Below are 23066 nucleotides of genomic sequence, written 5' to 3' on the forward strand. Positions count from 1 at the left end.
TTTATAAAGAATGCTCGCACGCCTCATTTGATATGAACTCCAGTATGGCTGCCGGAGGCAAACAGACTAATGATTAACCCGCGCAGCCAGGTTATCCCGGCATCCGATAGGAAACGGCTATGGCAATAAAGTCCCACCGAGATGGCTGGCAATTCGATGGGCAGACTCAGCAGCCGATAGCGCTGGTCGTGGTTTAGCTGCATGGCAATGGCACGCGGCAGAATCAATGCCAGATCAGTGTTGGCAACGATTTTCGGGGCAATCGTGAAGTTAGGCACTTTCAGAGCGATTTCGCGCGCAATGCCGGCCTTTCCGAATGCTGCATCGGCGGTTACGCCATGGCCGGTAATATTGCTCGAAACGTCAACATAGCGCAGGGCGAGTATGTCCAGAACGCTCAATTCATCTTCCTGAAAAGGATGGCCGTCGCGCAACAGACAAATGAATTCGTCGTCTAGCAAGTTTTCGTGGATGCACTCTTCACCAAGTTCTACCAGATAGCCTATCGCGATATCTACATCACCTTTGCGCAATGCCATAGCCAGTTGCTCTATAGGCATTTGACGCACATCCAGGCGTACTTTCGGCGCCTCGCGCGCTAGCACTTCCATCACCGTCGGTAGCACATAAAGTTGCGACATATCCGACATGGAGATGCGAAAAGTACGATCCGCTGTTTTCGGTTCAAAGTTCGAAAACATCATTAATGCGCTTTGAATAATAATCAGCGCATGTTCAATGGGCCCGTGCAGGCGAATAGCTGCGTCAGTCGGCTCCATCGACGTTGCTGTTCGTACGAACAGCGGATCGTCAAACACATCGCGTAGTCGACGCAGTGCGTGACTGACGGCGGGCTGGCTGAGGTGTAGGCGTTCGGCCGCGATTGTCAGGCTGCGGTGTTCCCAAATAGCCACAAAAGTCCTGAGAAGATTCAGATCGATCGTGGCCATGTTGATGTGCGTCATTTATTTACCACGAGCCTTACGCGTGATGCTGGAAAAGACGCCGTCGCGGTATATCCAAGCATGTATCAGCGCTGCGCAAAGATGTCCTAACACAAGCAGAAACAGAGCCCAGGCGAATAACCCATGTGCGGCCCGAAACCAAGCGTAAAGCGCGGAGCTGACAGGAGCAATAGGTGGAAGGTTCCAGCCCGCGAACATGGTGACAGGCCAATTTCCGGCAGAGAGCGTCGCCCAACCGAGCAGTGGCAGGCAGAGCATCAGCAAGTAGAGCAATAGATGCGAAACATGCGCCGCCATTGCCTGCCAGTACGGTACGCTGGCAGGCAATGGCGGCGTGGTGCTTAAAAGCCGATTGCCTAGACGCAGGATAGCCAAAAGAAGAATGGCGATTCCCAGAGGCCTATGAAGATCAATGAGCCAGGGACGCAGGCTCAGAGAAGCCATCATGCCTACACCTATAAATAGCATAGCCAGGATAAGGACAGCCATGAGCCAATGGAGAAGCCGTGCCGCGAAGTTGAAACTTTGCACACCGGTGTGCTTCTGCTGGGTATGCATTATTTGATTTCCTTTTTGCCAACCGCGTCAGTGGCTTTACCAAAACCGACTTCTCGTAATCGGGCGTTATAGGACTGGGAGTAAATACCCGCACGGGCTGCAAGCACCGGATCGTCTGAAAGCGCTATTCCTGAAGGTACAAGCGTCGGGTCAAAGTTAATGTCACGACATGCCCCATGAGTTTGCTCTACCACCTGGTTGACCTCTAACGTCCCAGCGATTACCTCCTTGCGGTTGCTCGGCCATGGTTGAGAAGGGTCGTTCACCGGATCTCCCGCCTCGGCCAGTTGGAATACCAGATCCCAGTACAAGGGTGCTACACCCACACGCTGAGTTATTTCATTAAACAGGAAGTCATGACTGGCTTGCGCATGAGCCTCTATGCTCAACATCTCTACCGCCGCATGAGGGCGCATGGACCAGCGCACAGGTTGACGTTTTCCATCCGCTGCAATGAGTACGAAGGCGTTGATGGAATTATATTCGGTTCCTGCAAAACTGGCCGGCCAAGTCGCGTTCGCCTCTCGCTCTACAGACTTGCGAGCCTCTGGATATTTTTGAAAAAACGCGGCCACCTTGTCCGGGGCTGGTTGTCCAGTGGCAGCCACCGGTTCAAAGGCCTCGACCTGCGCCAGGAAACCCTCGGCATCCCGAGTCGCGAAGTAGGGTTCGTTGTTGAGCTTCATTCGCCACTGTGACTTGTCGTCGCCTACCAGCATGAGTGCCATGCTGACGGTCGCCGTCGAATTGTCCGCCGCATGCGGGTCCACGGTGCCGATTGAAAAACGCCCGACGGCGGGGATGTTGGCCGGTAGAAAAATACGTGAGGTCGACAGAGGGACGGCCTCGCCGCTCGCATGAAAAGTCCCACTGAAACACATACCCTTACCGTGGGCCCGTCGATAGCCTGGTGGAAAATTATCTAGGGAGTCACCCAGAAACTCTTTTGTGGTAACGCCGGTGCCTAAGAATCCTCCTGCCCAGGCAAAAGCCAGCACAAGAGCAGTCGCGATACTGAATATGCCCAACAACGGCACTCGATATTTCCATAAACCCTGAAGGTTATTCTTAAGCATAAAATTCTCAGCTGCACGTTGTCAGGCAGCGCTGGATTGAAACTGCCGAATGGCTAGCGCCAACACTAACCGGCGCAAAGCAGTAGTCATGTGTAAGACAGGGGGATTTGAACCGCCGATACGGCAAGAAAAAATCCCGGTGGGCTCAATGGGTTTGCTTGAGCGGCAACGCATGACAATCCCTGCGCCATAGCCTGTGTGTCATTACATTGCTGAGGACGGCCAAGGCAAATGACGCCGGCGATGCACCGCTTTTGACGTTATATGTCCAGCACCAATCGTGGAGATTTTGATCGTGAACAGCATACCAATATCGTATCGTTCGCCGCTTTTTCATCAGCAGTGAGATACACATCGCGATGGTCTGGTTCACCCTCTAAAACATCACAGAGGCATGTGCCACAAACACCCTGCTCGCAGGATATTTCGATATCAATACCTACTTCAGCCAGTGCTTGATAAATGGTCTGCCCGGTCATGACATTGACGGTTTTACCGCTGCGCGCCGCCACAACCTCAAAACCAGACCCATTGGTATCAATGTCGGCCTGAAAGTATTCGCGGTGAATGTGTGCATCAGGGTAGCCGAGTTCGAGAGCATTATTGATAACCCACTTCATAAAACCTCCCGGTCCACATGTATAGATGTGAGCCGTGTCCTGGCTGCCTCCTAATACGCGTTTGAGGTCCAGTTGGCTTTCAGGTTCATCGTCGAAGTGCAGCTGGACAGCTTGGGAAAATCCGGAGAGCTCCAACTCTTCAAGAAACGCACTTCGGCTACGTGAGCGTGCGCAATAATGCATTTCAAACGCCTTGCCCCTGGCTTCAAGCGCATAGGCCATGGCCAGCATCGGTGTGATGCCAATACCCCCTCCGAGCAGGATTGAACGTTCGGCATTCAAGTCCAGCGGGAAATGGTTACGAGGCAGGCTTATGTTTACCTTTACGCCTTCAAGTAATTCCTGATGGACTGCAATGGACCCACCCCTGGATTGAGGATCTCTCAATACCCCAAGCCGATAAATGCCTGCGTCAGCGGGATCGCCGCACAACGAATATTGGCGGATCACATTTGAGGGTAGGTGCACATCAATATGGGCACCGGCCTCAAAGGTCGGTAAATTGCCGCGGTCTGCCCGCGCCAGCTCGATGACGACCACATCATCACCTTGCAGCACTCGTTTAAGCACGACTACGTTTAGGAGTTCATTCATCGGGTAATACCTGTACGTACGCGGGAAGACAATTCATATTGATGGTTTAAAAAAGCTCGCCAATCTTCATTCAGCCTGATCAAAAACACGCATAACACCGGCCTTGAGTGACGTGTGGGCGAGTAAGCCTTCTTCACCCAATTCATGACCTGCGCCTGAATCCTTCATGCCGCCGAAGGGGAGACTGAGATCCAGCACATTGTGGTTATTGACCCAGATAGTGCCTGCCTTCACGCCGCCGAAGAAGCTCGTGATCCGATCAACGTTTTTGGTCCAGATACTGGCCCCCAAACCAAATGAGGTCGCATTGGCGCGCTGGATAACCTCACGGTCGTCCTTGAAGGAAAAGGCTGTTAGCACCGGCCCAAAAATCTCCTTTTGGGATGTGATGCTGTTGTTTGTAAGGTCGGTCAAAATGGTAGGCTGAATATAAGCGCCAGGGCTGTTGATCGTTTCGCCCCCACACAGTAATTCTGCACCGGACTCAAGGCCCTGGTGGATCATGCTCATCACCTTGTCGCGGTGGGCGTGATGAACGAGTGGACCCATCTGCGAACTTAAATCCAGACCCGGGCCAATTTTGATGGTCCGTGCGATTTCAGCGACTCCCGCAGTGACTTCGGCGTAGTGGCGTTCGTGGACGTACAGCCGAGAACCTGCGCAGCAGTTTTGACCATGATTGCCGAAAATAGCCCAGGCAGCGCCGGGAATAGCGATGTTCAGATCGGCATCTTCGGCGATGACGACCGGTGACTTACCGCCGAGTTCAAGCGTGTATTTTTTCATCAGGGGCGCTGCTATTGCGGCGATTCGTTTCCCTGTCTCAGTCGAGCCTGTAAAACTTATCTTGTCCACGCCAGGGTGCTCAACAAGCGCCGCACCTACTTCATGACCTAGGCCGGTAATGACATTGACAACTCCAGGTGGAATGCCAGCTTCATTACACAGCTCCGCCAGGCGCAAAGTAGTGAACGGGGTTTGCTCAGCGGGCTTGAGAACAACAGTGCACCCCGTTGCAAGAACAGGTGCCAATTTCCAGACCGCTTGGCAAAGCGGAACGTTCCACGGGGTAATTGCTGCGACGACACCCAGTGGCGATCGTTTTGTGAAACCAAAGAATTTTTGATCCGGCAGGTAAGGAACGGACAGATCCAGGGTTTTTCCAGATATTTTGGTGGACCACCCGGCCATATAACGCAGCGTATAAACCGACAGGTCCGCATCGAATGCGCGAGTGTTTCGAATAAGGCGGCCACTGCTGAGCGTCTCGAGTTCAGAAAGCTCCTGAGCATTTTCCGCAATCAAATCAGCGAGCCGCAGCATCAAAGCTTCACGTTGATAGGGTCTCATTCTGGACCAGGCGCTGTCTTCAAATGCCTTGCGTGCAGCGGCCACTGCCAAGTCGACGTCAAATTGGTCTGCCTGTGCGATTTGACCTAATTCAAGACCGTTACTAGGATCGGCGATAGAAAAGTATTTTTCTGAATGCGGGTCCCTGAACTCACCATTAATGAAGATTTGGGTACGTTTGCCGATCCTGGATTTAGCCCCAGCGGTGAGGTGTTCGTAGTTATTTGCCAATGTCATGATCGAATGCCCATTGTTATTGTTTCAGGGGCCGCTATCGTACTAGCGGAATATAAAGGAAATTAATATCCCGCACCGTCACGAGTTGGACAATGACAGCAGAGGTACCTATTGTTGCCCTTGCTGCAACAAAGGCGAATCATCCAGGTGGTGCGTCCAATGTCTCACTTGCGTGTAGGGCGGATTGGTTTTTGCTGATCGTGCCCTAGGTCGTGGACCACGACTGCACTAAGCTGAGACGATGACGATATCGGGTAAAACAGTAGTGCATCTGACCGGACAGGTATATCTGGCCTGTATGGAAGACAAGCAAGTATGGTCTTTAAGGAGAATTAAGAGTGTTGTATAATTTCTGCAATTTTTTAGGTGAAAAGGAAATTCTCAATGAGGGTTGCTAAAAACAATCAAAAGACTGAAGAGAAACGTACTGCTATTTTGGTCGAGGCAAGGATGGTATTTCTCGACTCGGGAAATGCTGGATTCAGTATGAGAAGCGTGGCTAAAAAAGTCGATATGTCGCTGAGTCATCTTCAATATTTTTTTCCGACCAAAGATCAACTATTTTTGGAGATGGTCAGGTATACCGTAAATGACTATCTGAAAAATTATAAAATCATCATGATGGAGTCCTATAGTAGTCCCGAACAACAGATGTGTGCTGTGTTGGATTATTTGTTTAGCGATCTCATGCGACTGGATGTTACAGCCATCTTCGTCGAGCTCTGGGGGATGGCACTCCGGGATGTAGAGGCGCGCCTTTTTCAGCGTAAACTGTACAGAGTCAATAGGCGAAAATTTTCGACAATCCTTACCAGGGTTTACCCTGATTCATCGCCTGAGACCATCAAGCGGGTCGCAACCCAGGTGCTGTTACACATCGATGGCATTATGGTGCTTTACATGGTGGATTGGCCGGATGCGCAGAATTATGAGCGAATAGTTCAAGACGCTAAATCCATCATATGGAGAATCATGGAAAATATCGCTCAGAAAAAAGAGGCTAGTCAACTGCCGTAGCTATGGCATTTTTCCGAACCAAGAAAATCTTATTGGGATTTCTGCTGGTGCAGTCACGAATGCGCCGAATCTGTGCGTTTATCGCCATTGCCAAGTAATGCACCAAATCACGCGAAAGAGGGGACAGCTTCCTGGATTGGCGCGAAATAATTTGTACTTGTGTTACATTCAATGCGTGATAATCGATAGGAATAGCTTTTAATGTGCCGTTGCATAACTCATCAATGACGGGAAAGTCACTGAGTATTGTCGAGGCTATGCCATTGCGCGTGAGGTCCAACATTATCTTCAGTGAGTTTGAAGTAATGTAAGGCTGGAAGTGAGCGCTGCTTTCACTTTGCAACTGATCAATAATTCCTCTGATCCGGTACTCAGGCGGGGGTAGAACAATATCTTCGTCAGCCAGGTCTTGAAGACTGAGTATCGATCTGCCCGCCAGCGGATGGTCGGGGTGGACAATAGCTCTCATGGGTTGATCGAAAGAATGGAGCCTATTGATGTTGGTGGTCTTTGTAGGGGAAAACACCAACCCTATGTCTGCTTCGTCTTCAGCGACCATTCGCTCAACTTCGTGAGAGGGCGCAATCAACAGCTCAGTGTGCGATTGTCGGTTAGTTTTGAAAAATTGATAAAGCTCACCTATGGCCTGAGTACTAAGTAGTCCTTCGCCCACCGCAATGCTGGTTCTATTTAAATATCCTTCTTTGAGTTGGCCGAGTTTTTTCAAAAGTTGATTGTGATGACCCATACGCTCAACATAATAATCAACTGCAGCCTGACCAGCGGCGGTCAGGCAGATCCTGTGAGTACCTTCTTGTATGAGCTGAATACCTAGATCGGACTCCAGTTTCGCAATCTGGCGACTGATGGAGGAGACGGCGAGCTCCAGCTCTTCGGCCGCCGCGCGCATGGTTCCCAGTCTGGAGCTCAAATACAGATACTTGAAGCGTTGATCTTGAAGCTCAGTTTGGGAATTCATCATGGGTGCCTCGCACGGTTCGCATCATCAAGTTTTTATTATGCTGACGAATCTATGCTAGCGAATGCCGGGAAGCAATACTGCGGGCTAGTTTTTTTGGTCAGTGACCTACAATATTTTTATAGCTTTTTGATCTAAGAGGGCGTTTCTGTCTGCGCCGAAATTTGCGGTTCCAGGTTGCACGTTTAACGTTCTATGGAGCTCTTGATTGCTGAGGTACCCCTGATTTCCTGGCTTGATCAGCTGTGCTGGCGCTTGAGGTGATACGGTGCGGGATTAACTATGGGTGTGTCGCCAGTGACGAGATCAGCGATCAGTTGTCCGGCTGCTGGAGAGGTGCCAAAACCATGCCCTGAGAATCCGGAAGCAAGCGTCAAGCCCGGGATTTTATCCACGGGGGATATCACTGGGAGGCCGTCCGGCGTTACATCGATCATGCCAGCCCATTCGAGCTCTATGGTGGCTTTTTTAAAAGCGGGCCAAGCTTCAGTGAGATTGCGTAATGCAGCCCGATTCAGTCCGTGATTGACCTTTGGGTCTATTGTCCGTCTCTGCTCGAAAGCAGACGTACCTTGGTCAGAACTGCGTCGCGACAGGGCCAGTTCTGTCATGAACTCTCGTCCCAGGGAAAGATTCATGTTTTTCCATTGGGAACGCAGTGTGGAAAAGTAGTGATGCCCGATCAGCAAGCTGTCAGGTACGATCGGCACCATGAAAGCTCCCCGGTTCGTGATGATGTATCCGCCGTCCTGGTGTTTGCGAAAAGAGATATCTGGAGTGCCTACTGCGACTTCAGTCATGCCCTCTATCGTCAGAGGAGCCGTTCGAAGGACTGAGGCGACTACCGGTAACGTCAACAGGGGAACACCGCAGGTAGCCAGGAAGCGTCTCGACCACATGCCGCCGGAAAGGATTACGTTGTCGCAACGCACTTCCCCCCGCTCGGTTACAACACCGCTTACTCTGCCTGCCGACATGGATAGCGTTCGCACCGCGCAGTTCTCCACGATGATAACGCCTTTAGCGATAGCCGCCCGTGCGATGGCACTGCTGGCAAGAGTAGGTTCTGCTCGGCCATCAGAGGCTGTATAAATTCCGCCTGCCCAATCGACGGTGCACCCTGGAGAAAGATCAGCGATTTCTCTCGCCGTGACCAGGCGTGAGTCGAGCGAGACATCAGCGACTGAGTTCAACCATTCTTGATGTGAAGCCATTTCCCCGGCTGAGCTGGCGGTATACAAAATACCGGTCTGTCTGTAGCCAACATCGGCATTGAGCCGTTGTGCCATGGTGCCCCACAGTTTTTCTGCGGCGATTGAAAGAGGGAGGTCCAGTTTGGCCCGCCCCATTTTCCTGATCCACCCCAGATTTCGCGAAGATTGTTCGCCAGCAATTCGGCCCTTTTCAAGTACTGCGACGGGGATGCCACGTTCTGCCAGCGACAATGCCGCAGTGAGTCCGATAATGCCCCCTCCGATCACCACCACTGTCGTGGCGGCAGGAAGAACGACAGAAGTCTGAACGGGAGAGATAGAGGGGGCCAAGTTTCTTGTCCTTGATACTGTATACGTTATCGAAAGTGCACTGAATCGCTACGCCCTGAGGCTGCTAAGTGTCACGTATTGTTATGAGTAATCGTGATTTCTTTGACATTGGCCTTTGAGACCCCGCGATAGGCGGTGACTTCAATTTCAACTTTGTATATCTCAGATCCCAGAGGAGGGCTGGTCAGCGTCAGCGTTGGATTAATACCGCGCATTTTTTCTGCGTAGGTGGCCATTACGATATCTATGTCCTTCGCAAACGGTATGAACACGCGCGCGGCAACGATATCGCCAAGCGAAGCGTCAACGGCCGAAAGGGCATGTTCTATATTGGCCAAGACTTGAAGGGTCTGCTCAGCCGGGTCTTCGGGCATTTCCTTTGTGGCGGGATTGCGGCCGGCGGTATTGGATACGAAAATCAGATCGCCGACGGCGATGAGGCGCGAATAGCTACCCAGTTCCTCAAACTTGGATCCGGTTTTAACTTTAATAACGTCGATAACTTCTTTCATGTGGAGTGTCCGATATTCAATGAAAACTCAGAAGGCGCGGTGGCCGTGCGGGATCAACTTAGCGTTGGGGCTTCCCAGAGATTAAGTTTGACGCCTATGCCTTTTTCGCAGGCGTTGCGATAAATCACGGTGCCCCACGCAACGTCTTCTACCGGCATACCGCCGACCGACATGATGATGATTTCATCGTCGTTTTTGCGGCCAGGTGCTTCACCGACAACAATCTTGCCCAGATCCTCGAGCTGGTCAGGTGACATTTTTCCTTCGTCTATCAGATCCAGGAATTGGATGCCCACTACTGGCACGATGTTGTGCACTGGCTTGGGATTTTCTTCATGCCATGCCTGGTAGAGAGGAGGATTGTCCAGAACCTTGCGGATGTCGGGTAACTGCATGCCTTCATCGATACTCGTCAAGGCGGGCATGGACAGAAACGTACCAGGGCTTACCCATTCACGCTTCACCACAGGATAGGCAGAGGCATCACCAATTGCTCCGGAATTGCAGAATGTGACGATGTCGCAGTCGCGTACCACAGCTTCGTTGGTGTCAACCACATGAATGTTGACAATCTGCGGAAAAGTCTCACGAACCCACGATGTAAACGCATCGATATTTTTTTGGCCGCGTCCCTTGACTTTAACTGTGTCAATCTCAGGACATTCGGCAACGAATGCCGAAAGTGAGGTCTTCGCCATCACACCTGGACCCAGGATGCCAACCACCTTCGAATTCTTTTTGGCCAGATGGCGGGCGCCTACGCCAGGCACGGCGCCTGTTCGATAAGCAGAAAGAAGATTCGCTGACATGATTGCCAGAGGAGCGCCCGTATCGGCATCGTTGAGTATGAACAGAAGGATGGAGCGGGGGAGGCCCTTCTCTCTATTCGCGATGTTGGATCCGTACCATTTCATCCCGGCTGTTCGAAATTGACCGCCAAGGTACGCAGGCATCGCCATGAAGCGTCGATCGGGGGTAGGTTTGGGCATGTCCGGAAAAGGTGAGTCTTCGGGAAATACCACCACAGATCCGTGGGAATTGTTATTGGGACCTGCCATCCGGTAGTCGCCGTGGTACATCAGGGAAAACATTTCTTCCATCGTGTCAACGCAGGCTGCCATATTGGTGACGCCCGCCTGAATCATGTCCGGTTCGGAGAGGTAAATGAAATCAATATTTGGTAAGTTGTGCATAGTCGTTGATGCTCATTTTGAAATACTGCTCTTGCCGCTGATACGAACCTTTCTCAGCGGGGACGTGATCTGACCGGTTGCGCTCTAACCTTCAACGCCGTTGTCATTCTGAATCGAACGGTCCAAATCGCAGGGCCTTCGAATAATCGGGTGAGCCATGACGGTTATGCGCTTTTTTCGGCGCTTAACTGCTCCAAATCAGCCTTGGAGCATTCGGCATGAGTTCTGGCGCTCAAGCTAAACTAGGTAACAGACCACGCTTATCCTACAGTTCGTTTTTTTGAACTCGATGACATTCGAGGCGACACTTGTTGTGGTAATGACAACGCTTGCGCTAGCAGGGTATAGCGGCTATTCCGGTCAAGCACCGATCAACATCATTGCCTAAAAAGCAACATGATCCCTGGTTGCTGTGATTGTGGCCCGATTTCTATGTCAGTAATTTCCTTGTCTTGTTTTTGCAGATTCGACAGGAGCCTTTTCATGATTTCCCCCATTTCTGACATTTCCCTGCTGGAAGAGCGTATTCGGGTACTTGAGGCCGAATCTGCGGTTCGCCATTTACTGAATCGGTATATGTTTTTGTGCGACGTTCCCGGGCCTGAAACACGTGAAAGCGAGCTGGGCCAATTGTTCTGCCAGGACGCAGTTTGGCAGGGGGTCGGATCTCGGTATGCCCTTAAGTTTGGTCGTGTAGGCGGACGCAAAGCGATAGTGGAGATGCTCATGAGTTACCTGCCACCGGCTCCACACTTTCTGTCAAATATGCACTTTCTTTCCGGTGAGCAGATAGCTGTCGATGGTTTTCAAGCCAAAGGCCGATGGGTAATGCAGCAACTCAGTCGCTACGAGTCTGGCCAATCAGGATCAATTGTCGCCGCCCTCACCGTGGAATTTCTCTGGGAGGCAGACGCCTGGCGCATCTCCTCTTTTTCAACTGAACGCGTTGATGCCTTTCGTCTCGAGAATGTCCAGGGGGCGTCACTGTGATCCCGCTGGTCATTGAAGGTTGCATCGGGGGGCCAGGTCGGACGGTCGCCATCAAGGATTCTTTGGATGTGGCAGGTTGGCCAACACGGTGTGGGAGTCGTGCTTTCGAACACGCCCCGCCAGCCCAAAACCATGCAACTGTTGTGAAGGCGCTTCTCGACGATGGTTGGCAAATCATTGGCAAGACTGTGCTGCATGAGCTGGCTTTCGGTGTGACCGGTATCAACGAGTGGGCTGGAACGCCAATTAATCCACAGGCACCGGATCGGATACCTGGTGGCTCTTCCAGTGGCTCAGCGGTCATCGTTGCTCAGGGAAGTGTGGATGTGGCATTGGGTACTGATACAGGAGGTTCTGTGCGCATGCCGGCTGCCTGCTGTGGGGTCTTGGGTCTCAAGCCATCGTTCGGTCGTTTGAGTCGTCACGGTGTGTATCCGGCTTCCAGTTCTCTTGATGTTGTAGGACCCATGGCTCGTGATCTCGAGACGCTCGTGGCTGCGATGACTTCAATGGACTCAACTTTCTCGGCGCATAAGCCTCTCGGGAAATTCCGGATAGGGTTAGTCAATGTCTCTTGCGATCCTGCGATTGAGCAAGCCATACGGGACGAGATGAATCGTCGCGGCTGGGCCTGGGAAGTCGTCACGCTGCCGCTTCTTGATCAGGCATTCGAAGCTGCATTGACCGTCATTAATGCTGAAACGTGGGCTGCTTATGGTCATTACACCGGCCAGGCTTTACTGGGTGCCGATATTGAGGCGAGGTTACTGCGTGCGGCCAACACTGATGCCGTAGCCGTACAAGCTGCGCATGCGGTGCGCATGGCATTCAGCGAACAAGTAGACCATTTGCTGGAACGCTTCGATACACTCGTCCTTCCGAGTTTGCCTCGTCTGCCACCGCTATTGGTTGATGTATGCAAGGGTGAATCGGTGATCGATCTGACGCGCTTCCTCAGGCCGTTCAACTTGAGCGGGCACCCGGCATTGAGTGTGCCAATTCCCTATCCGGGTTCCTCCATTAAAACCAGCCTGCAACTCATCGGAGCAAAGGGTGACGACGCACGTCTGTGTGCCATTGGTGGCGCGTTCCTTTGAATAAATCAGCGTTCGTCATCGAGCGCAGCAAGCACGCGGGTCCGGCGATGCAATCAGCAGGCGGCGCAAGCAAAAAGTGACTCAGTTCCTTCTCGGGCGACCAAGGGCCTGATCAGGGATGTCACTCAAAAGGTTGCAGCGTTGCAATTTGTACAACGAATGTCGCTTACGGTGTCATCGTTTTCGCGGCGAAGTACTGCAAGGATACCGGTAGGCCGTATACCGCTATGAAGCCGGCTACATGTGATGCGCAATCTACATCGCGCCGACAATTAGAAGGATACGCTTGAACCAGATTCAATCCGCTTGCCAAGGCCAGGAATATACACTGCACATTGATGCCTCGTTGAATAGGCGTCATGAATCGTGTCATCGAAGACAAGTGATTGGTTTGAGTTTCTGAGTACCCGCCTTTTGGCAAGATAAGAGTTTGATGAACTCGGCAACGAGTGAAGAGCGATATAAAGAATGGCCAGGCTGCGGTTTTCAGGGGCAGCGGGCAGGTATCGCTTGCGCTTGAGGAGCGCTCGCGTTGGTCCGCAAGGACGCTGCTGCATCGATTTATTTCCGTTATTCATAAAATAATTAGAGTGGAGAATTGGGATGACAGAGTTATCCGAGCCCCTATCTGCAGATGTGCCTGCAGGCGGCCAGCAATTAGAAGGTAATCTAAGTGCTTATAAAATCGCGTTATTGGTGATTGCAGCCGCAGGACCGTTAGGGGCCGTTCTTACCGCAGCCCCCATTGCTTTTGAGCACGGTAATGGCGCTGGCCTTGCCGGAGCATTCCTGCTGGCAGGAATTCTGATGATTTTTTTCTCGATAGGGTATGGCGAGTTAATCCGGGCGATCCCGGGGGCCGGCGCATTTTACAAGTACCTCACGGTGATCTTTGGGCGGGGCGTAGGAGCGGGGGCTGCATGGGTTGCCTTAGCCTCTTATCTGGCGATTACCACGGCGATTGCCGTGGCGTCGGGGTATTACACGAATATGACCATGCAAGGGTTTGGTATTGATATCGGCTGGGCAGCATGGACCGTCTTATACGTGGGGGCGATCTGTTACCTGGGTCGGGCGAATATTGATTTTGCCGCAAAGATCCTCGTGCCTTTGGTGCTTGCAGAGTTCTTTGTGCTTTTTCTACTGGGTATTTCCATATTCTTGGATAAAGGTCTTAACGCCTTCCCGGTTCAAGCCATCTCGGTAGACGCAATAATGCTGCCGGGGCTGGGGGTTGGGCTCATGGTGGCGCTGGCATCATTCCTCGGTGTTGAGTCCGCCGCGCTTTATGCGATGGAAGCCAGGAAGCCAGCAAAAACCATTCCGCATGCCACTCGTTTGGCGGTCGTTTTGGTAGGCGTCGCCTATTTGATCATTATCTGGCTGATCATCGGTGAGGTTGGGTTTGACTCCATCAAGGACGAGGCGGCAATAGCGAAGGGCGGGTTGGTCATTAATTTGTTCACGACTCGTTTGGGTAGCACGATGGCGACAATTGTTTCTCTCATGCTGTGCACCAGCAACTTTTGCTGTTTGTTGTCACTGCATAATGCTGCGACGCGGTATGTTCAAGTTTTGGCCAAAGACAGGCACTTGCCGAATGTTCTTTCACATGTTCATGAAACGAAAAAATCTCCAGCCAATGCAAGTCTGCTTGTGACCGTGCTCGTTGCACTGACCATTATCGTCTCTTCCTCCCTGGGCTATGACGCCTTTGTATTTTTGTTTCCCGTAACGGTGGCATTGTCGACGCTTGGATTGATAGGGCTTCAGACATTTGTCACATTGGGGGTCGTCGTTCACTTCAAAAAAGCCAACGATAAACGGTATTTTAAAACGTTACTCAGCCCACTCATCGCACTGGCTGGGCTTAGTACAGCCGTTTATCTCATCTACGACAATTACGGCATGCTGACGGGCAGTGAATCTGCCTGGGTCAATGGCACTCCATTACTTCTGGTTGTCTTGTTTCTCTACGGGATAATCAAGGGACGCTTCAGGAAAGCCGACTCGTCCGGGATCAAATGATATAGGCCATGCCTACACCACCGTTTAGCTTGATCCAGGTGGGCTGACGCTTGTTGTCTTTAAAACAATAAACCTCTCGCGGTCGGCGGTTGATGAGCTGTGGGTGCGGGCTTAAGGTTATTTCAAAATAACTCTCGTCACATTGCGATAGAAAGGTAATTAATTGTGAGCGATTTAATTAACGTTGTCGGGCTTGATATGGAACCCGCAAGCTTGATCAAGCACGACCGCGTGCACACCTCGTTGTACACCGACGCCAAGCTGTTTGACATGGAACTGGAAAAGATTTTCTACAGTACCTGGGTCTGGGTCGCGCACGTCAGCGAGATCCCGGAGGCGGGCAGCTACAAAAGCACCTACATCGGTAAGCAGCCGGTGATCGTGGTGCGCGACCGCAAGAAACAGGTCCATGTGCACCTCAACCGCTGCCGCCATCGCGGCGCTACGGTATGCGAACACAAGAAGGGCAAGACCAACAGCTTTGTCTGCCCATATCACGGCTGGAGTTACGCGCTGGATGGTTCACTGCGTGGTGTGCCGAGCCCTGAAAGCTACGGTGATTGCCTGGATAAGGGCGAGCTGCCTCTGGTCAGCCTGCGTGTTGAAGAATATGCGGGCATGCTGTTTGCCACTCTCAAGGATGACATCGAACCACTGGTCGACTTCCTCGGGCCTGCCAAGAAATGGATCGACCTGTTCATGAAGCAGGGCGCCGGTTACCCGATCAAGGTCCCAGGCGAGCACCGTTTCCGCTTTCCGGGCAACTGGAAAATCCAGTTGGAAAATACCACAGACGCTTACCACTTCCCGCTGGTGCACAAGTCATTCCTGGCATCGGTTGATGAGCAAACCCTCAAACTGTTCGACTTCGTTGAAGGGCCGGGTTACGTCGAAGACCTTGGTAACGGGCACAGCGTAATGGTGATGATCCCCGACCTAGTGGATCTTGAAGCCGATCTCGACAAACCGATTCCGGAGCGCTTCGAGGAGCTTGCTGCGCAATTGCGCGAAGACGGTATCGAAGAGCAGCAAGTGCGCCGTATTGTTCGTGCTGTCGGTGGCTCGGGTTTCAATCTTAACCTGTTCCCCAACGTTGCCTGTTCCATGGCGTTTTTCCGCGCGCTGCAACCGATATCGGTGACAGAGACAGAAATTCATCACTCGGTAATCACCATGGACGGCGGCCCTGCTATAGCCAACCGCTACCGCCTGCGTTTGCATGAGCACTTCCAGGGTCCGATGGGCTTTGGTACTCCGGACGATTCCGAAGCCTGGGAGCGTGTGCAGAAAGGCGCCAGTGCTGGCGAAGACCTGTGGATCATGTTGAACCGTGGCCTGCCGGGTGAGATACCGACTGAAGACGGGCTGGTCAGTGACGTAAGCGCCGAGACCGGCATGCGCGCTGCTTACCAGCAGTGGAAAAAGATGATGACGGCAGAGACTAAGTAAATGAACTTGCAATTACTGAACCAAGTCACCGCTTTTATCTGGGCTGAAGGCGACATGCTCGACCATGGCGAATTCGACACCTGGTTGAGCCTGTGGGACGAAAAGGGTACTTACATTATCCCGATCAATCCCAAGGAAGAAGACTTCGAAAACACCCTCAACTACGCCTATGACGATCATCACATGCGTCAGTTACGAATCCAGCGTCTGACCGGAGGTGATTCGATTTCCACCAGCCCGCAGCCGCGTACCGTGCGCACCCTGTCACGTTTTCGTGTGCTGTTCGAAAGCGATGAAAAAGTGACGGTCCGTTGCGCGCAAAACGTGCGCGAGTTCCGTAAGGACTCGCTCAAACATTACAGCGCGGACATCGTCTACGAGCTTGAACGCGTCAGTGACATTTTCAAGATTCAGCGTAAGTTGATTCGTTTGATCAACGCTGACGACGCGCTCGCCGGGATAGGTTATATACTTTAAGTTAACAGCTCGGGTGCCGGGGACGAGGAGTGTCGCACTGTTTCTGCCGGCTATAAGAGCGGTGCCTTCTGAAACTTGCCAAGCGTTTTGATCGGAAGGCACTTTGTCGGGGTTGAACAGCGTCTGCTGAGGATGTCGGTTATAAATTCAAATATCAGTCTATGTAGAAGCGGGTGTTTTATGTTGGGTCAGCATAGTTAAGTTTTTATCCCTTCCTATACTTGCCACATGCTCTAAAGAAAAAGCACGTCAGACTCATGCGATTGTTGTACAGATAATAATGCTCATGTCAGTCCTGGTAGAGAGTTATTCAAGCAGGCTATCGCGAGGAGGTGAAGATTTAAAAAAACGCAACAGATGTTTAAAAATAGACTGCGCAATTATTAATCGGTAACTCGCATTGACTACCCCAACGACTGCAGAATCCTGGCGATATTTAAATGCAGGTGAGGAATAGCCCATTTAGTGTATCGCTTAATCCAATAAAAAAAATGGAAATGCAACCATGCGTCGATATTCCCTGCTTCACTTTTGTACCCTCGCTGCACTGTTCAATGCAACAACTTCCGCGGGCGCTTACGAGCTTTTTTCCCGAGATGACACCCATCTCAATGCTAACCTGGATGCGGTTTTTGGCGTTTTCCACAGTCGTGAAAGTTATCCAGCCTCTGGCCGGTTAACACAGGGAGCGTCCTCATGGAGAGAGGGCTACGTCAAGTATGGCATGAGCGGCGATCAGGGATTGCGAGGCGCAGGGACGGCCTATGGTGCCTTCTCACTGGTCAGTTCGGCCACTTGGGGGGACGGGGACGCTGCAGGCTACACTGATGGATCTGAGCGCACCACCAAGATTGAAGATGCTTATCTGGGATGGCGCTCGGGCAACCTGTTTGAAGTCCTTGGCAAAGACGGCATCGACTTTTCATTCGGTCGACAGAATATTGCAGTGGGCGACGGCTTCCTTATTCAGGGCGATGCCTTCAGTGCGGGTCGCGGCCTCGGCGACGGACAGTACAATCGTGGAGGTGCTTTCTACGTGGCTGCCCGCAAAGCGTTCGATAAGACAGCCGTGTTGCGCATTGGCGGTAAAGAGGGCTGGCGTGGCGATCTGATGTGGCTTAAATCCGATAACCCCTCTCAGGCCAATACCGAGATGTACGTCGGTACGCTGGAACACGTGGCTGCAGCCGGAACGGTTGGCCTGACTTACGTCAACACCACGAAAATTTCTGAACAGTACGCTTCGCCCCTGCAGCTTGAGCGTGACGGCATGAAGACCTACAGCGTGCGCGCAGTGGGTAATGCGGGCGTGGAAAACCTGTTTTTGTCGGGTGAGTACGCCAGGCAAAACAAACCGAATGCGGCGAATGAGGACGCTTGGTATCTGGAAGCAGGGTGGACCTTTGCTGATGCTCCGTGGAAGCCGAGCGCCAGCTATCGCTACAGCCGCTTTTCAGAAGGTTATGACACCTTGTTTTATGGGACGGGTCGGGGCTACGGCACATGGTTCCAGGGTGAAGTGGCCAGTAACTATGCCGGCCCCTTCAACAATAATGCTCGTATCCAGAATGTTACGTTCAAGGTCAATCCTTTGGAAAGCCTGACCCTCGGAGCCATGTACTTTAATTACGACACCATCGATCGTAACGTGCGTAACACCGATGGTCATGAAATCGACCTGTATGCCGAATGGCGGGTTAATCAGCACTTGACCGTTTTGCCGTTGTTAGGCATCTACCAGCCAGACAAGAGCGCAGAGAAGGGGGGGACGCAGTTAGGTAACAACAATACAAATGTGTACACCCAGCTGGTGTTTGCTACGACATTTTGATACCTGACAGGTGGCTAATGTCACCTGCTTTTGTTCCAGGCCGTTTAGATAAAGTTGTATCCATACACACTCCATAGCCCACCGTCGGATCGCCGAGTTTTGCCTGGCAAACGTTTTGTACTTCTTGCGAGATCTAGCTTGATAAAAGAAATGCATGACGTAAATAACGCAGTCAGTGATAGAACCCGGCAGAGCGTTTCATCCGTTCGGCTGGAATAGTTTCCACTTCTGCTCCTTGGTGGAGGTGCCTTCGTTCTCGAGGGCACCCTTTTTAGACAGCCACTCTTTTTGAGCGGCTCTTGGCTGCTTTATTCTGGCGTCGCGTGGCGCAAGATTATTTCGTCTGGAGCACCCACGATTTTAGCCCAATCGACTTTCCTGACAGCGTCGCCGCGACATCGAGCTGTAGTGGTCAACTAATCCCTGACACCCATTTAGGCGAGAATGCTCGCCAGATCGAGGTGTCAGATGACCAAACAACGCCGCTCCTTTACTCCAGAATTCAAGCGCGAGGCTGCCGACCTTGTGCTCAAACAAAACTACAGCTACATCGAAGCCAGCCGTTCACTTGGCGTTGGTGAATCGGCATTGTGCCGCTGGGTTGACCAGATTCAGAAAGAACATAAAGGCGTCACCCCGCAGAGCAAGGCACTGACTCCGGAACAGCAAAAAATTCATGAGCTGGAAGCCCGGATTGCTCGGCTTGAGCGAGAGAAATCAATACTAAAAAAGGCTACCGCGCTCTTGATGTCGGAAGATCACGAGCGTTCGCGCTGATTGACCAGTTGAACGCCCATGAACCGGTTGATTGGCTGTGCAAGGTGTTTGACGTCACTCGCTCGTGTTACTACGCCCAGTGCCTGCGGCGCCGCACGCCCGATGTTGAACGGCTTCGATTGCGTAGTCGCGTCAGTGAGCTGTTCTCGCAAAGTCGCAGCTCTTCGGGCAGTCGCAGCATCCTGTCGCTGATGCGTGAAGACGGTGAGCAACTCGGTCGATTCAAAGTGCGTAGCTTGATGCGCGAGCTTGATTTAGTCAGCAAACAACCCGGCTCCCATGCCTACAAGCGAGCAACAATAGAAAGACTGGATATCCCGAACACATTGAACCGCGAGTTCGACGTGCCAGCGCCCAATCAAGTCTGGTGCGGCGATATCACTTACATTTGGGCGCAAGGAAAGTGGCATTACCTGGCTGTCGTCCTGGATCTTTGTACGCGTCGGATCGTGGGCTGGGCGCTGTCGGAAAAGCCAGACGCTGAGCTGGTGATCAAAGCGCTGGATATGGCTTACGAGCAGCGTGGCAGGCCTTCCGATCTGCTATTGCACTCGGACCAGGGATCGCAATATGCAAGCCGACTCTTTCGCCAGCGGTTGTGGCGATACCGCATGCGCCAGAGCATGAGTCGACGAGGAAACTGCTGGGATAACGCACCGATGGAGCGCGTATTTCGCAGCTTGAAAACAGAATAGATACCGACCGCGGGCTATCGAACTGCGCAGGAAGCACAGCGGGATATCAGCCATTTTTTGATGCATCGCTACAACTGGATTCGGCCTCACCAATTCAACGATGGGTTGGCGCCAGCGCGGGCCGAGGAAAAACTTGACGTCGTGTCCGGGATTAGTTGACCACTACATGTCCGGATGGTCATGGAATCCGCAGTCTATGCGCAGAATCCAATAGCCTTGCTTAGAATTAACCCTTTTTCGCTCTTGAAACACTACCAAAACAAGTCCAAAATTGAGTCTTTTTCTGCTTCAGCAAGAAAATAAACCCCTTAGATTTCAATGAGTCGGACGCCAGATGCGAGTCTCGTTTCCCGCTCCAATTATTTTCTATAGGCTTCCGCTGAAGTATGTAGAAACCCAAAAAAGAGGCTTAGGCCTCTTTTTTAGTTCCAGTAAGTTTCACTCGAAAATACTGTCATCCAAGTTTTTATAGTACATTTTTTAGTACATTAATTCGGCGCTTGGTAGATCACTTTGTCGTGGGACTGACCTCTCTGGAAAATGTACAAATCGCCCCTAATTCAAAAAGAGGCGGAGATTTTACGATGGTTCTGACCGAAACTGCAGTCCGGCACGCCAAACCCCGTGCCAAGGACTACACCCTCCCTGACTACAACGGCCTCGCTCTTTTCGTGAATACGAAAGGCGCCAAGTGCTGGCACGTCCGCTTTTCCTGGGCAGATAAGCAACCGCGTATTTCTCTCGGTACCTATCCTGAAATTAGCTTACGAGATGCTCGCGCTTTGCGTGATGTTGCGAGGGCACTGGTCGCTCGGGGCATCGATCCGCGTGTCCATCGGCAGCTGGAGCGTAATGCCAGGCGCCTGGTCACGGAAAACGCCTAAGAAGCGGTTGTTCAGTATTGAAAGTGGACGCAAAGTTGAGCATCGTGTTTCTGGTCGTGGGTCTCGATAGTCCGGTCGGACCCAGAACCTCCCGCTTCCATTGGCCGCCGAGTCGGCTGGCAGCGAGGGCGCTCAGGTTGCGATGTAGAGGCGGGCGCCTTACCTTCGCTGTTCATGGTCAGTTAAGCCGTTGGGCCTGGTCGGTGATCAGTCATTAGGCAAATGCAACAGCACTTCCATGGCGTCATGAAGGAGTCGGATGACCTCGATCACGTCGCCGTCTGTCACACGAAAGAACACGATATGGCGCGGACTTTTGACCGTCCCATGGGGGTGTTTGGCCTGTTGGCGTGAATAGATGAGGTGATAACTGCGAAGGCCCGGTACAAGCTCATCGCGGTCGTGGCTGCCAACCCGATAAGGCGCGCCGGCAATCGCTTGCAGCGACGCGAGGATCAGCGCCTGATAGCGCCGGCGTGCTTGATCGCCGAACTGCGTCTGGGAGAGCCTGAGGATGTCGACAATGTCGGCGCGCGCGGCGTTGGAAATCCGATACTGCGGCATGTCAGTGTTTCTCGCGCGCGGGGAGGGCGGCCTCCAGGCTCAAGCCCTCGAGATAGTCCTGCAGATTCCCTTCATTCAACCGCGTAAAGCGCCCGTGCTCAAGGTCCATAATGCCGATCGAGGTCGCCAGACGCAGGGCCTCAATTTTGGCGTTATCTTCGGCGACGCGTTGCTCCAATAGTCGTAAGCCTTCCCGCATTACCTCGCTGGCATTCTGATAACGGCCGGACTGAACCAGGTCATGGATAACCTGTTCCTGGTGGGGGGTGAGCACAACGTTTCGCGTCGCCATGATTAGCTCCAGCTCTGGTCATAAAGGACCTTTCGACTATTGGCATATTATGCCATTTTACCTGCCAGCACATAGTTTGGGATTTGTAACTGACGGACTGTAAAGTGTGGGGTCATCCTATGCGCCGGACAGATGGCCCGGACTGTATGCGCAGATAGTCCAAGCAAGGCAGTGGCATGCGGAACGTCGTGGACAGCTTAATTAGTGTGGGCCTCGGGCTTTCAGTTTTGCAAAGCCTTGTTTGATGTGTCCGGCGTTCTCTCTAATCGTTTGTAGCGCGCCGCGGACATTGTCGCCTGTGTCCGTCGTAAGCCCCATCTCTGGCATACGCTATGAATCGCCCCGGATTCTCGAAACACCATTCGTATACGAACCCAACAATCCAGCGTGCTGTGTGGTCCGGGTCTTGAATCAAAAGACTTTGGGTGAACGACTTGGATATCCACTCGTGCTCGCTATTCAGCATGTCCCCCGAGTGATGCCATCCTTCTTCCGGCCACAAGAAATACAAACCGATCCACTACGTCACAATGCTGAAGAACAGCCAGATCAGCAGGATGCCGAGTAAGGCGAATGGCAGACTGTTGCCAACGCCACGGCATCCGCACCCGCCGGAAAACGCAGTTGCCCCGACGTATCGTTTGCCGCGCGCCATACGCCTTCGGCTACGTCCTGTTCGGTGGTGTATTGGCCGCTGCCCAACTCGGCGAAAATCGCCTGGGCCACTGGCGCGTAGCCCGCAGGAATCATCCCTGCCATGCGCTCGCCCGCGTTTTCGCTGAAGCGGGTAGTGGGGGCATAGCCGGGTTCCACCAGCTTGGCGCCCACATTGAAGGCCGCCAGTTCCAGCGCCAATGAGCCGGTAAACCCTTCAATCGCCTGCTTGCTGGCGGTGTAGGCGGCGATCAGTGGCATGGGCGCCAGGGTGGCGCTGCTGGTGACGTTGATCACCACCCCAGAGCGACGGGCGCGCATTTGCGGGATCACCGCCTGGGTCATGGCCATCGCGCCGAAAGTGTTGGTTTCAAAAATCTCTCGCACCGTGGCCATGGGCGTGGCCTCCAGCGCGCCGAACAGGCCGATCCCGGCGTTGTTGACCAACACATCAATCGGCCCGTTGGCCTCAATGGCGGCGGCGATGCTGTGGGGCTGGGTCACGTCCAGGGCCAAGATGCGCAGGCGCTCCGAGGCGGGCAACAGCGTGGTCTTTGGCGTGCGCATGGTGGCGAAGTAGCGCGCGGTTTCAAGGCCGTAGCCGGAGGAGCAGCCAGTGATCAGGACGGTTTTCATGGGGTATTCCAGGCAGTGAGTGTGGTGAAAACGATAACTCTGCCAGG

At 52.6% G+C, this 23066-nt stretch carries 21 protein-coding genes and 1 pseudogene; 9 read left to right on the forward strand and 13 right to left on the reverse strand.

Annotation, left to right across the window (positions count from 1 at the left end; all coding sequences use genetic code 11):
* Nucleotides 1-23: 23 nt before the first annotated feature.
* From WH299_RS04810 to WH299_RS04830, 5 genes are all read right to left on the reverse strand, one after another.
* Nucleotides 24-965, reverse strand: coding sequence for a LysR family transcriptional regulator (locus WH299_RS04810; RefSeq protein ID WP_065876909.1), 942 nt, complete (start codon nt 963-965; stop codon nt 24-26).
* On the reverse strand, nt 966-1523 hold the full coding sequence (locus WH299_RS04815) for a cytochrome b (RefSeq protein ID WP_056858398.1): 558 nt from the start codon (nt 1521-1523) through the stop codon (nt 966-968). It abuts the gene before it with no gap.
* Nucleotides 1523-2599: a catalase family peroxidase gene (locus WH299_RS04820; RefSeq protein ID WP_065876910.1), complete on the reverse strand. Its 1077-nt coding sequence runs from the start codon at nt 2597-2599 to the stop codon at nt 1523-1525. Before WH299_RS04820 ends, WH299_RS04815 begins: the two co-directional genes overlap by 1 nt.
* Before the next feature lie 260 nt (nt 2600-2859).
* Nucleotides 2860-3813, reverse strand: a complete 954-nt coding sequence (locus WH299_RS04825; protein WP_015372132.1) for a PDR/VanB family oxidoreductase — start codon at nt 3811-3813, stop codon at nt 2860-2862.
* Between the two features lie 66 nt (nt 3814-3879).
* Nucleotides 3880-5400, reverse strand: a complete 1521-nt coding sequence (locus WH299_RS04830) for an aldehyde dehydrogenase family protein (protein WP_339549726.1) — start codon at nt 5398-5400, stop codon at nt 3880-3882.
* A 384-nt stretch (nt 5401-5784) separates the two neighbouring features.
* On the opposite strand from WH299_RS04830, the gene WH299_RS04835 reads away from it, so the two are divergent.
* Nucleotides 5785-6417 carry a TetR/AcrR family transcriptional regulator gene (locus WH299_RS04835; RefSeq protein ID WP_339549728.1) on the forward strand — a complete coding sequence of 211 codons (633 nt, stop codon included), beginning with the start codon at nt 5785-5787 and terminating at the stop codon, nt 6415-6417.
* Here the strand turns inward: WH299_RS04835 and WH299_RS04840 are convergent.
* From WH299_RS04840 to WH299_RS04855, 4 genes are all read right to left on the reverse strand, one after another.
* The gene (locus tag WH299_RS04840) at nt 6401-7399 is read right to left on the reverse strand and encodes a LysR family transcriptional regulator (protein WP_256095393.1); all 999 of its coding nucleotides are present in this window, start codon (nt 7397-7399) and stop codon (nt 6401-6403) included. The genes WH299_RS04835 and WH299_RS04840 overlap by 17 nt on opposite strands.
* A gap of 236 nt (nt 7400-7635) precedes the next feature.
* Complete coding sequence (locus WH299_RS04845; RefSeq protein ID WP_065876914.1) at nt 7636-8940, reverse strand: NAD(P)/FAD-dependent oxidoreductase; 1305 nt, start codon at nt 8938-8940, stop codon at nt 7636-7638.
* A 71-nt stretch (nt 8941-9011) separates the two neighbouring features.
* On the reverse strand, nt 9012-9452 hold the full coding sequence (locus tag WH299_RS04850; RefSeq protein ID WP_003232737.1) for a Rid family hydrolase: 441 nt from the start codon (nt 9450-9452) through the stop codon (nt 9012-9014).
* A 53-nt stretch (nt 9453-9505) separates the two neighbouring features.
* Complete coding sequence (locus WH299_RS04855; protein WP_065876915.1) at nt 9506-10645, reverse strand: tyramine oxidase subunit B; 1140 nt, start codon at nt 10643-10645, stop codon at nt 9506-9508.
* A 483-nt stretch (nt 10646-11128) separates the two neighbouring features.
* On the opposite strand from WH299_RS04855, the gene WH299_RS04860 reads away from it, so the two are divergent.
* From WH299_RS04860 to WH299_RS04895, 8 genes and pseudogenes are all read left to right on the forward strand, one after another.
* A complete protein-coding gene (locus WH299_RS04860; RefSeq protein WP_339549732.1) occupies nt 11129-11635 on the forward strand; it encodes a nuclear transport factor 2 family protein in 507 nt (168 codons plus the stop codon).
* Nucleotides 11632-12732 carry an amidase gene (locus WH299_RS04865; RefSeq protein ID WP_065876917.1) on the forward strand — a complete coding sequence of 367 codons (1101 nt, stop codon included), beginning with the start codon at nt 11632-11634 and terminating at the stop codon, nt 12730-12732. The genes WH299_RS04860 and WH299_RS04865 overlap by 4 nt, the downstream gene beginning before the upstream one ends.
* A 603-nt stretch (nt 12733-13335) precedes the next feature.
* Nucleotides 13336-14760 carry an APC family permease gene (locus WH299_RS04870; RefSeq protein ID WP_065873524.1) on the forward strand — a complete coding sequence of 475 codons (1425 nt, stop codon included), beginning with the start codon at nt 13336-13338 and terminating at the stop codon, nt 14758-14760.
* Nucleotides 14761-14925: 165 nt separating this feature from the next.
* Entirely contained in the window at nt 14926-16209 is a 1284-nt protein-coding gene (locus WH299_RS04875; protein ID WP_065873523.1) for an aromatic ring-hydroxylating oxygenase subunit alpha, read from the forward strand.
* Nucleotides 16210-16686: an aromatic-ring-hydroxylating dioxygenase subunit beta gene (locus WH299_RS04880; RefSeq protein WP_099491937.1), complete on the forward strand. Its 477-nt coding sequence runs from the start codon at nt 16210-16212 to the stop codon at nt 16684-16686.
* 505 nt (nt 16687-17191) lie between these two features.
* A complete protein-coding gene (locus tag WH299_RS04885; protein ID WP_339549737.1) occupies nt 17192-18517 on the forward strand; it encodes a hypothetical protein in 1326 nt (441 codons plus the stop codon).
* Nucleotides 18518-18985: 468 nt separating this feature from the next.
* Nucleotides 18986-20148: pseudogene (locus tag WH299_RS04890) on the forward strand (IS3 family transposase).
* A 425-nt stretch (nt 20149-20573) separates the two neighbouring features.
* Complete coding sequence (locus WH299_RS04895; protein ID WP_339549739.1) at nt 20574-20873, forward strand: Arm DNA-binding domain-containing protein; 300 nt, start codon at nt 20574-20576, stop codon at nt 20871-20873.
* Nucleotides 20874-21080: 207 nt separating this feature from the next.
* Here the strand turns inward: WH299_RS04895 and WH299_RS04900 are convergent, their stop codons facing one another.
* The 4 genes from WH299_RS04900 to WH299_RS04915 all read right to left on the reverse strand — a co-directional run bounded on the left by WH299_RS04900 (nt 21081) and on the right by WH299_RS04915 (nt 23019).
* Nucleotides 21081-21437, reverse strand: coding sequence for a type II toxin-antitoxin system RelE/ParE family toxin (locus WH299_RS04900; RefSeq protein ID WP_099491940.1), 357 nt, complete (start codon nt 21435-21437; stop codon nt 21081-21083).
* Between the two features lies 1 nt (nt 21438).
* Nucleotides 21439-21729, reverse strand: coding sequence for a type II toxin-antitoxin system ParD family antitoxin (locus tag WH299_RS04905; RefSeq protein ID WP_099491941.1), 291 nt, complete (start codon nt 21727-21729; stop codon nt 21439-21441).
* Nucleotides 21730-21991: 262 nt separating this feature from the next.
* Nucleotides 21992-22240 (reverse strand): DUF4400 domain-containing protein, encoded by a 249-nt coding sequence (locus WH299_RS04910; RefSeq protein WP_339549742.1) that lies wholly within the window; start codon nt 22238-22240, stop codon nt 21992-21994.
* Between the two features lie 38 nt (nt 22241-22278).
* Entirely contained in the window at nt 22279-23019 is a 741-nt protein-coding gene (locus tag WH299_RS04915) for an SDR family oxidoreductase (RefSeq protein ID WP_339549743.1), read from the reverse strand.
* Between the last annotated feature and the right edge of the window lie 47 nt (nt 23020-23066).

The organism is Pseudomonas sp. MYb541 (genome assembly GCF_037479595.1).
Lineage (GTDB): Bacteria > Pseudomonadota > Gammaproteobacteria > Pseudomonadales > Pseudomonadaceae > Aquipseudomonas > Aquipseudomonas canadensis.

Coding starts and splice junctions, on each gene's coding strand:
- WH299_RS04810 (WP_065876909.1), bottom strand. CDS start 965: ATGACGCACATCAACATGGCCACGATCGATCTGAATCTTCTCAGGACT.
- WH299_RS04815 (WP_056858398.1), bottom strand. CDS start 1,523: ATGCATACCCAGCAGAAGCACACCGGTGTGCAAAGTTTCAACTTCGCG.
- WH299_RS04820 (WP_065876910.1), bottom strand. CDS start 2,599: ATGCTTAAGAATAACCTTCAGGGTTTATGGAAATATCGAGTGCCGTTG.
- WH299_RS04825 (WP_015372132.1), bottom strand. CDS start 3,813: ATGAATGAACTCCTAAACGTAGTCGTGCTTAAACGAGTGCTGCAAGGT.
- WH299_RS04830 (WP_339549726.1), bottom strand. CDS start 5,400: ATGACATTGGCAAATAACTACGAACACCTCACCGCTGGGGCTAAATCC.
- WH299_RS04835 (WP_339549728.1), top strand. CDS start 5,785: ATGAGGGTTGCTAAAAACAATCAAAAGACTGAAGAGAAACGTACTGCT.
- WH299_RS04840 (WP_256095393.1), bottom strand. CDS start 7,399: ATGATGAATTCCCAAACTGAGCTTCAAGATCAACGCTTCAAGTATCTG.
- WH299_RS04850 (WP_003232737.1), bottom strand. CDS start 9,452: ATGAAAGAAGTTATCGACGTTATTAAAGTTAAAACCGGATCCAAGTTT.
- WH299_RS04855 (WP_065876915.1), bottom strand. CDS start 10,645: ATGCACAACTTACCAAATATTGATTTCATTTACCTCTCCGAACCGGAC.
- WH299_RS04860 (WP_339549732.1), top strand. CDS start 11,129: ATGATTTCCCCCATTTCTGACATTTCCCTGCTGGAAGAGCGTATTCGG.
- WH299_RS04870 (WP_065873524.1), top strand. CDS start 13,336: ATGACAGAGTTATCCGAGCCCCTATCTGCAGATGTGCCTGCAGGCGGC.
- WH299_RS04880 (WP_099491937.1), top strand. CDS start 16,210: ATGAACTTGCAATTACTGAACCAAGTCACCGCTTTTATCTGGGCTGAA.
- WH299_RS04885 (WP_339549737.1), top strand. CDS start 17,192: ATGCGTCGATATTCCCTGCTTCACTTTTGTACCCTCGCTGCACTGTTC.
- WH299_RS04895 (WP_339549739.1), top strand. CDS start 20,574: ATGGTTCTGACCGAAACTGCAGTCCGGCACGCCAAACCCCGTGCCAAG.
- WH299_RS04900 (WP_099491940.1), bottom strand. CDS start 21,437: ATGCCGCAGTATCGGATTTCCAACGCCGCGCGCGCCGACATTGTCGAC.
- WH299_RS04905 (WP_099491941.1), bottom strand. CDS start 21,729: ATGGCGACGCGAAACGTTGTGCTCACCCCCCACCAGGAACAGGTTATC.
- WH299_RS04915 (WP_339549743.1), bottom strand. CDS start 23,019: ATGAAAACCGTCCTGATCACTGGCTGCTCCTCCGGCTACGGCCTTGAA.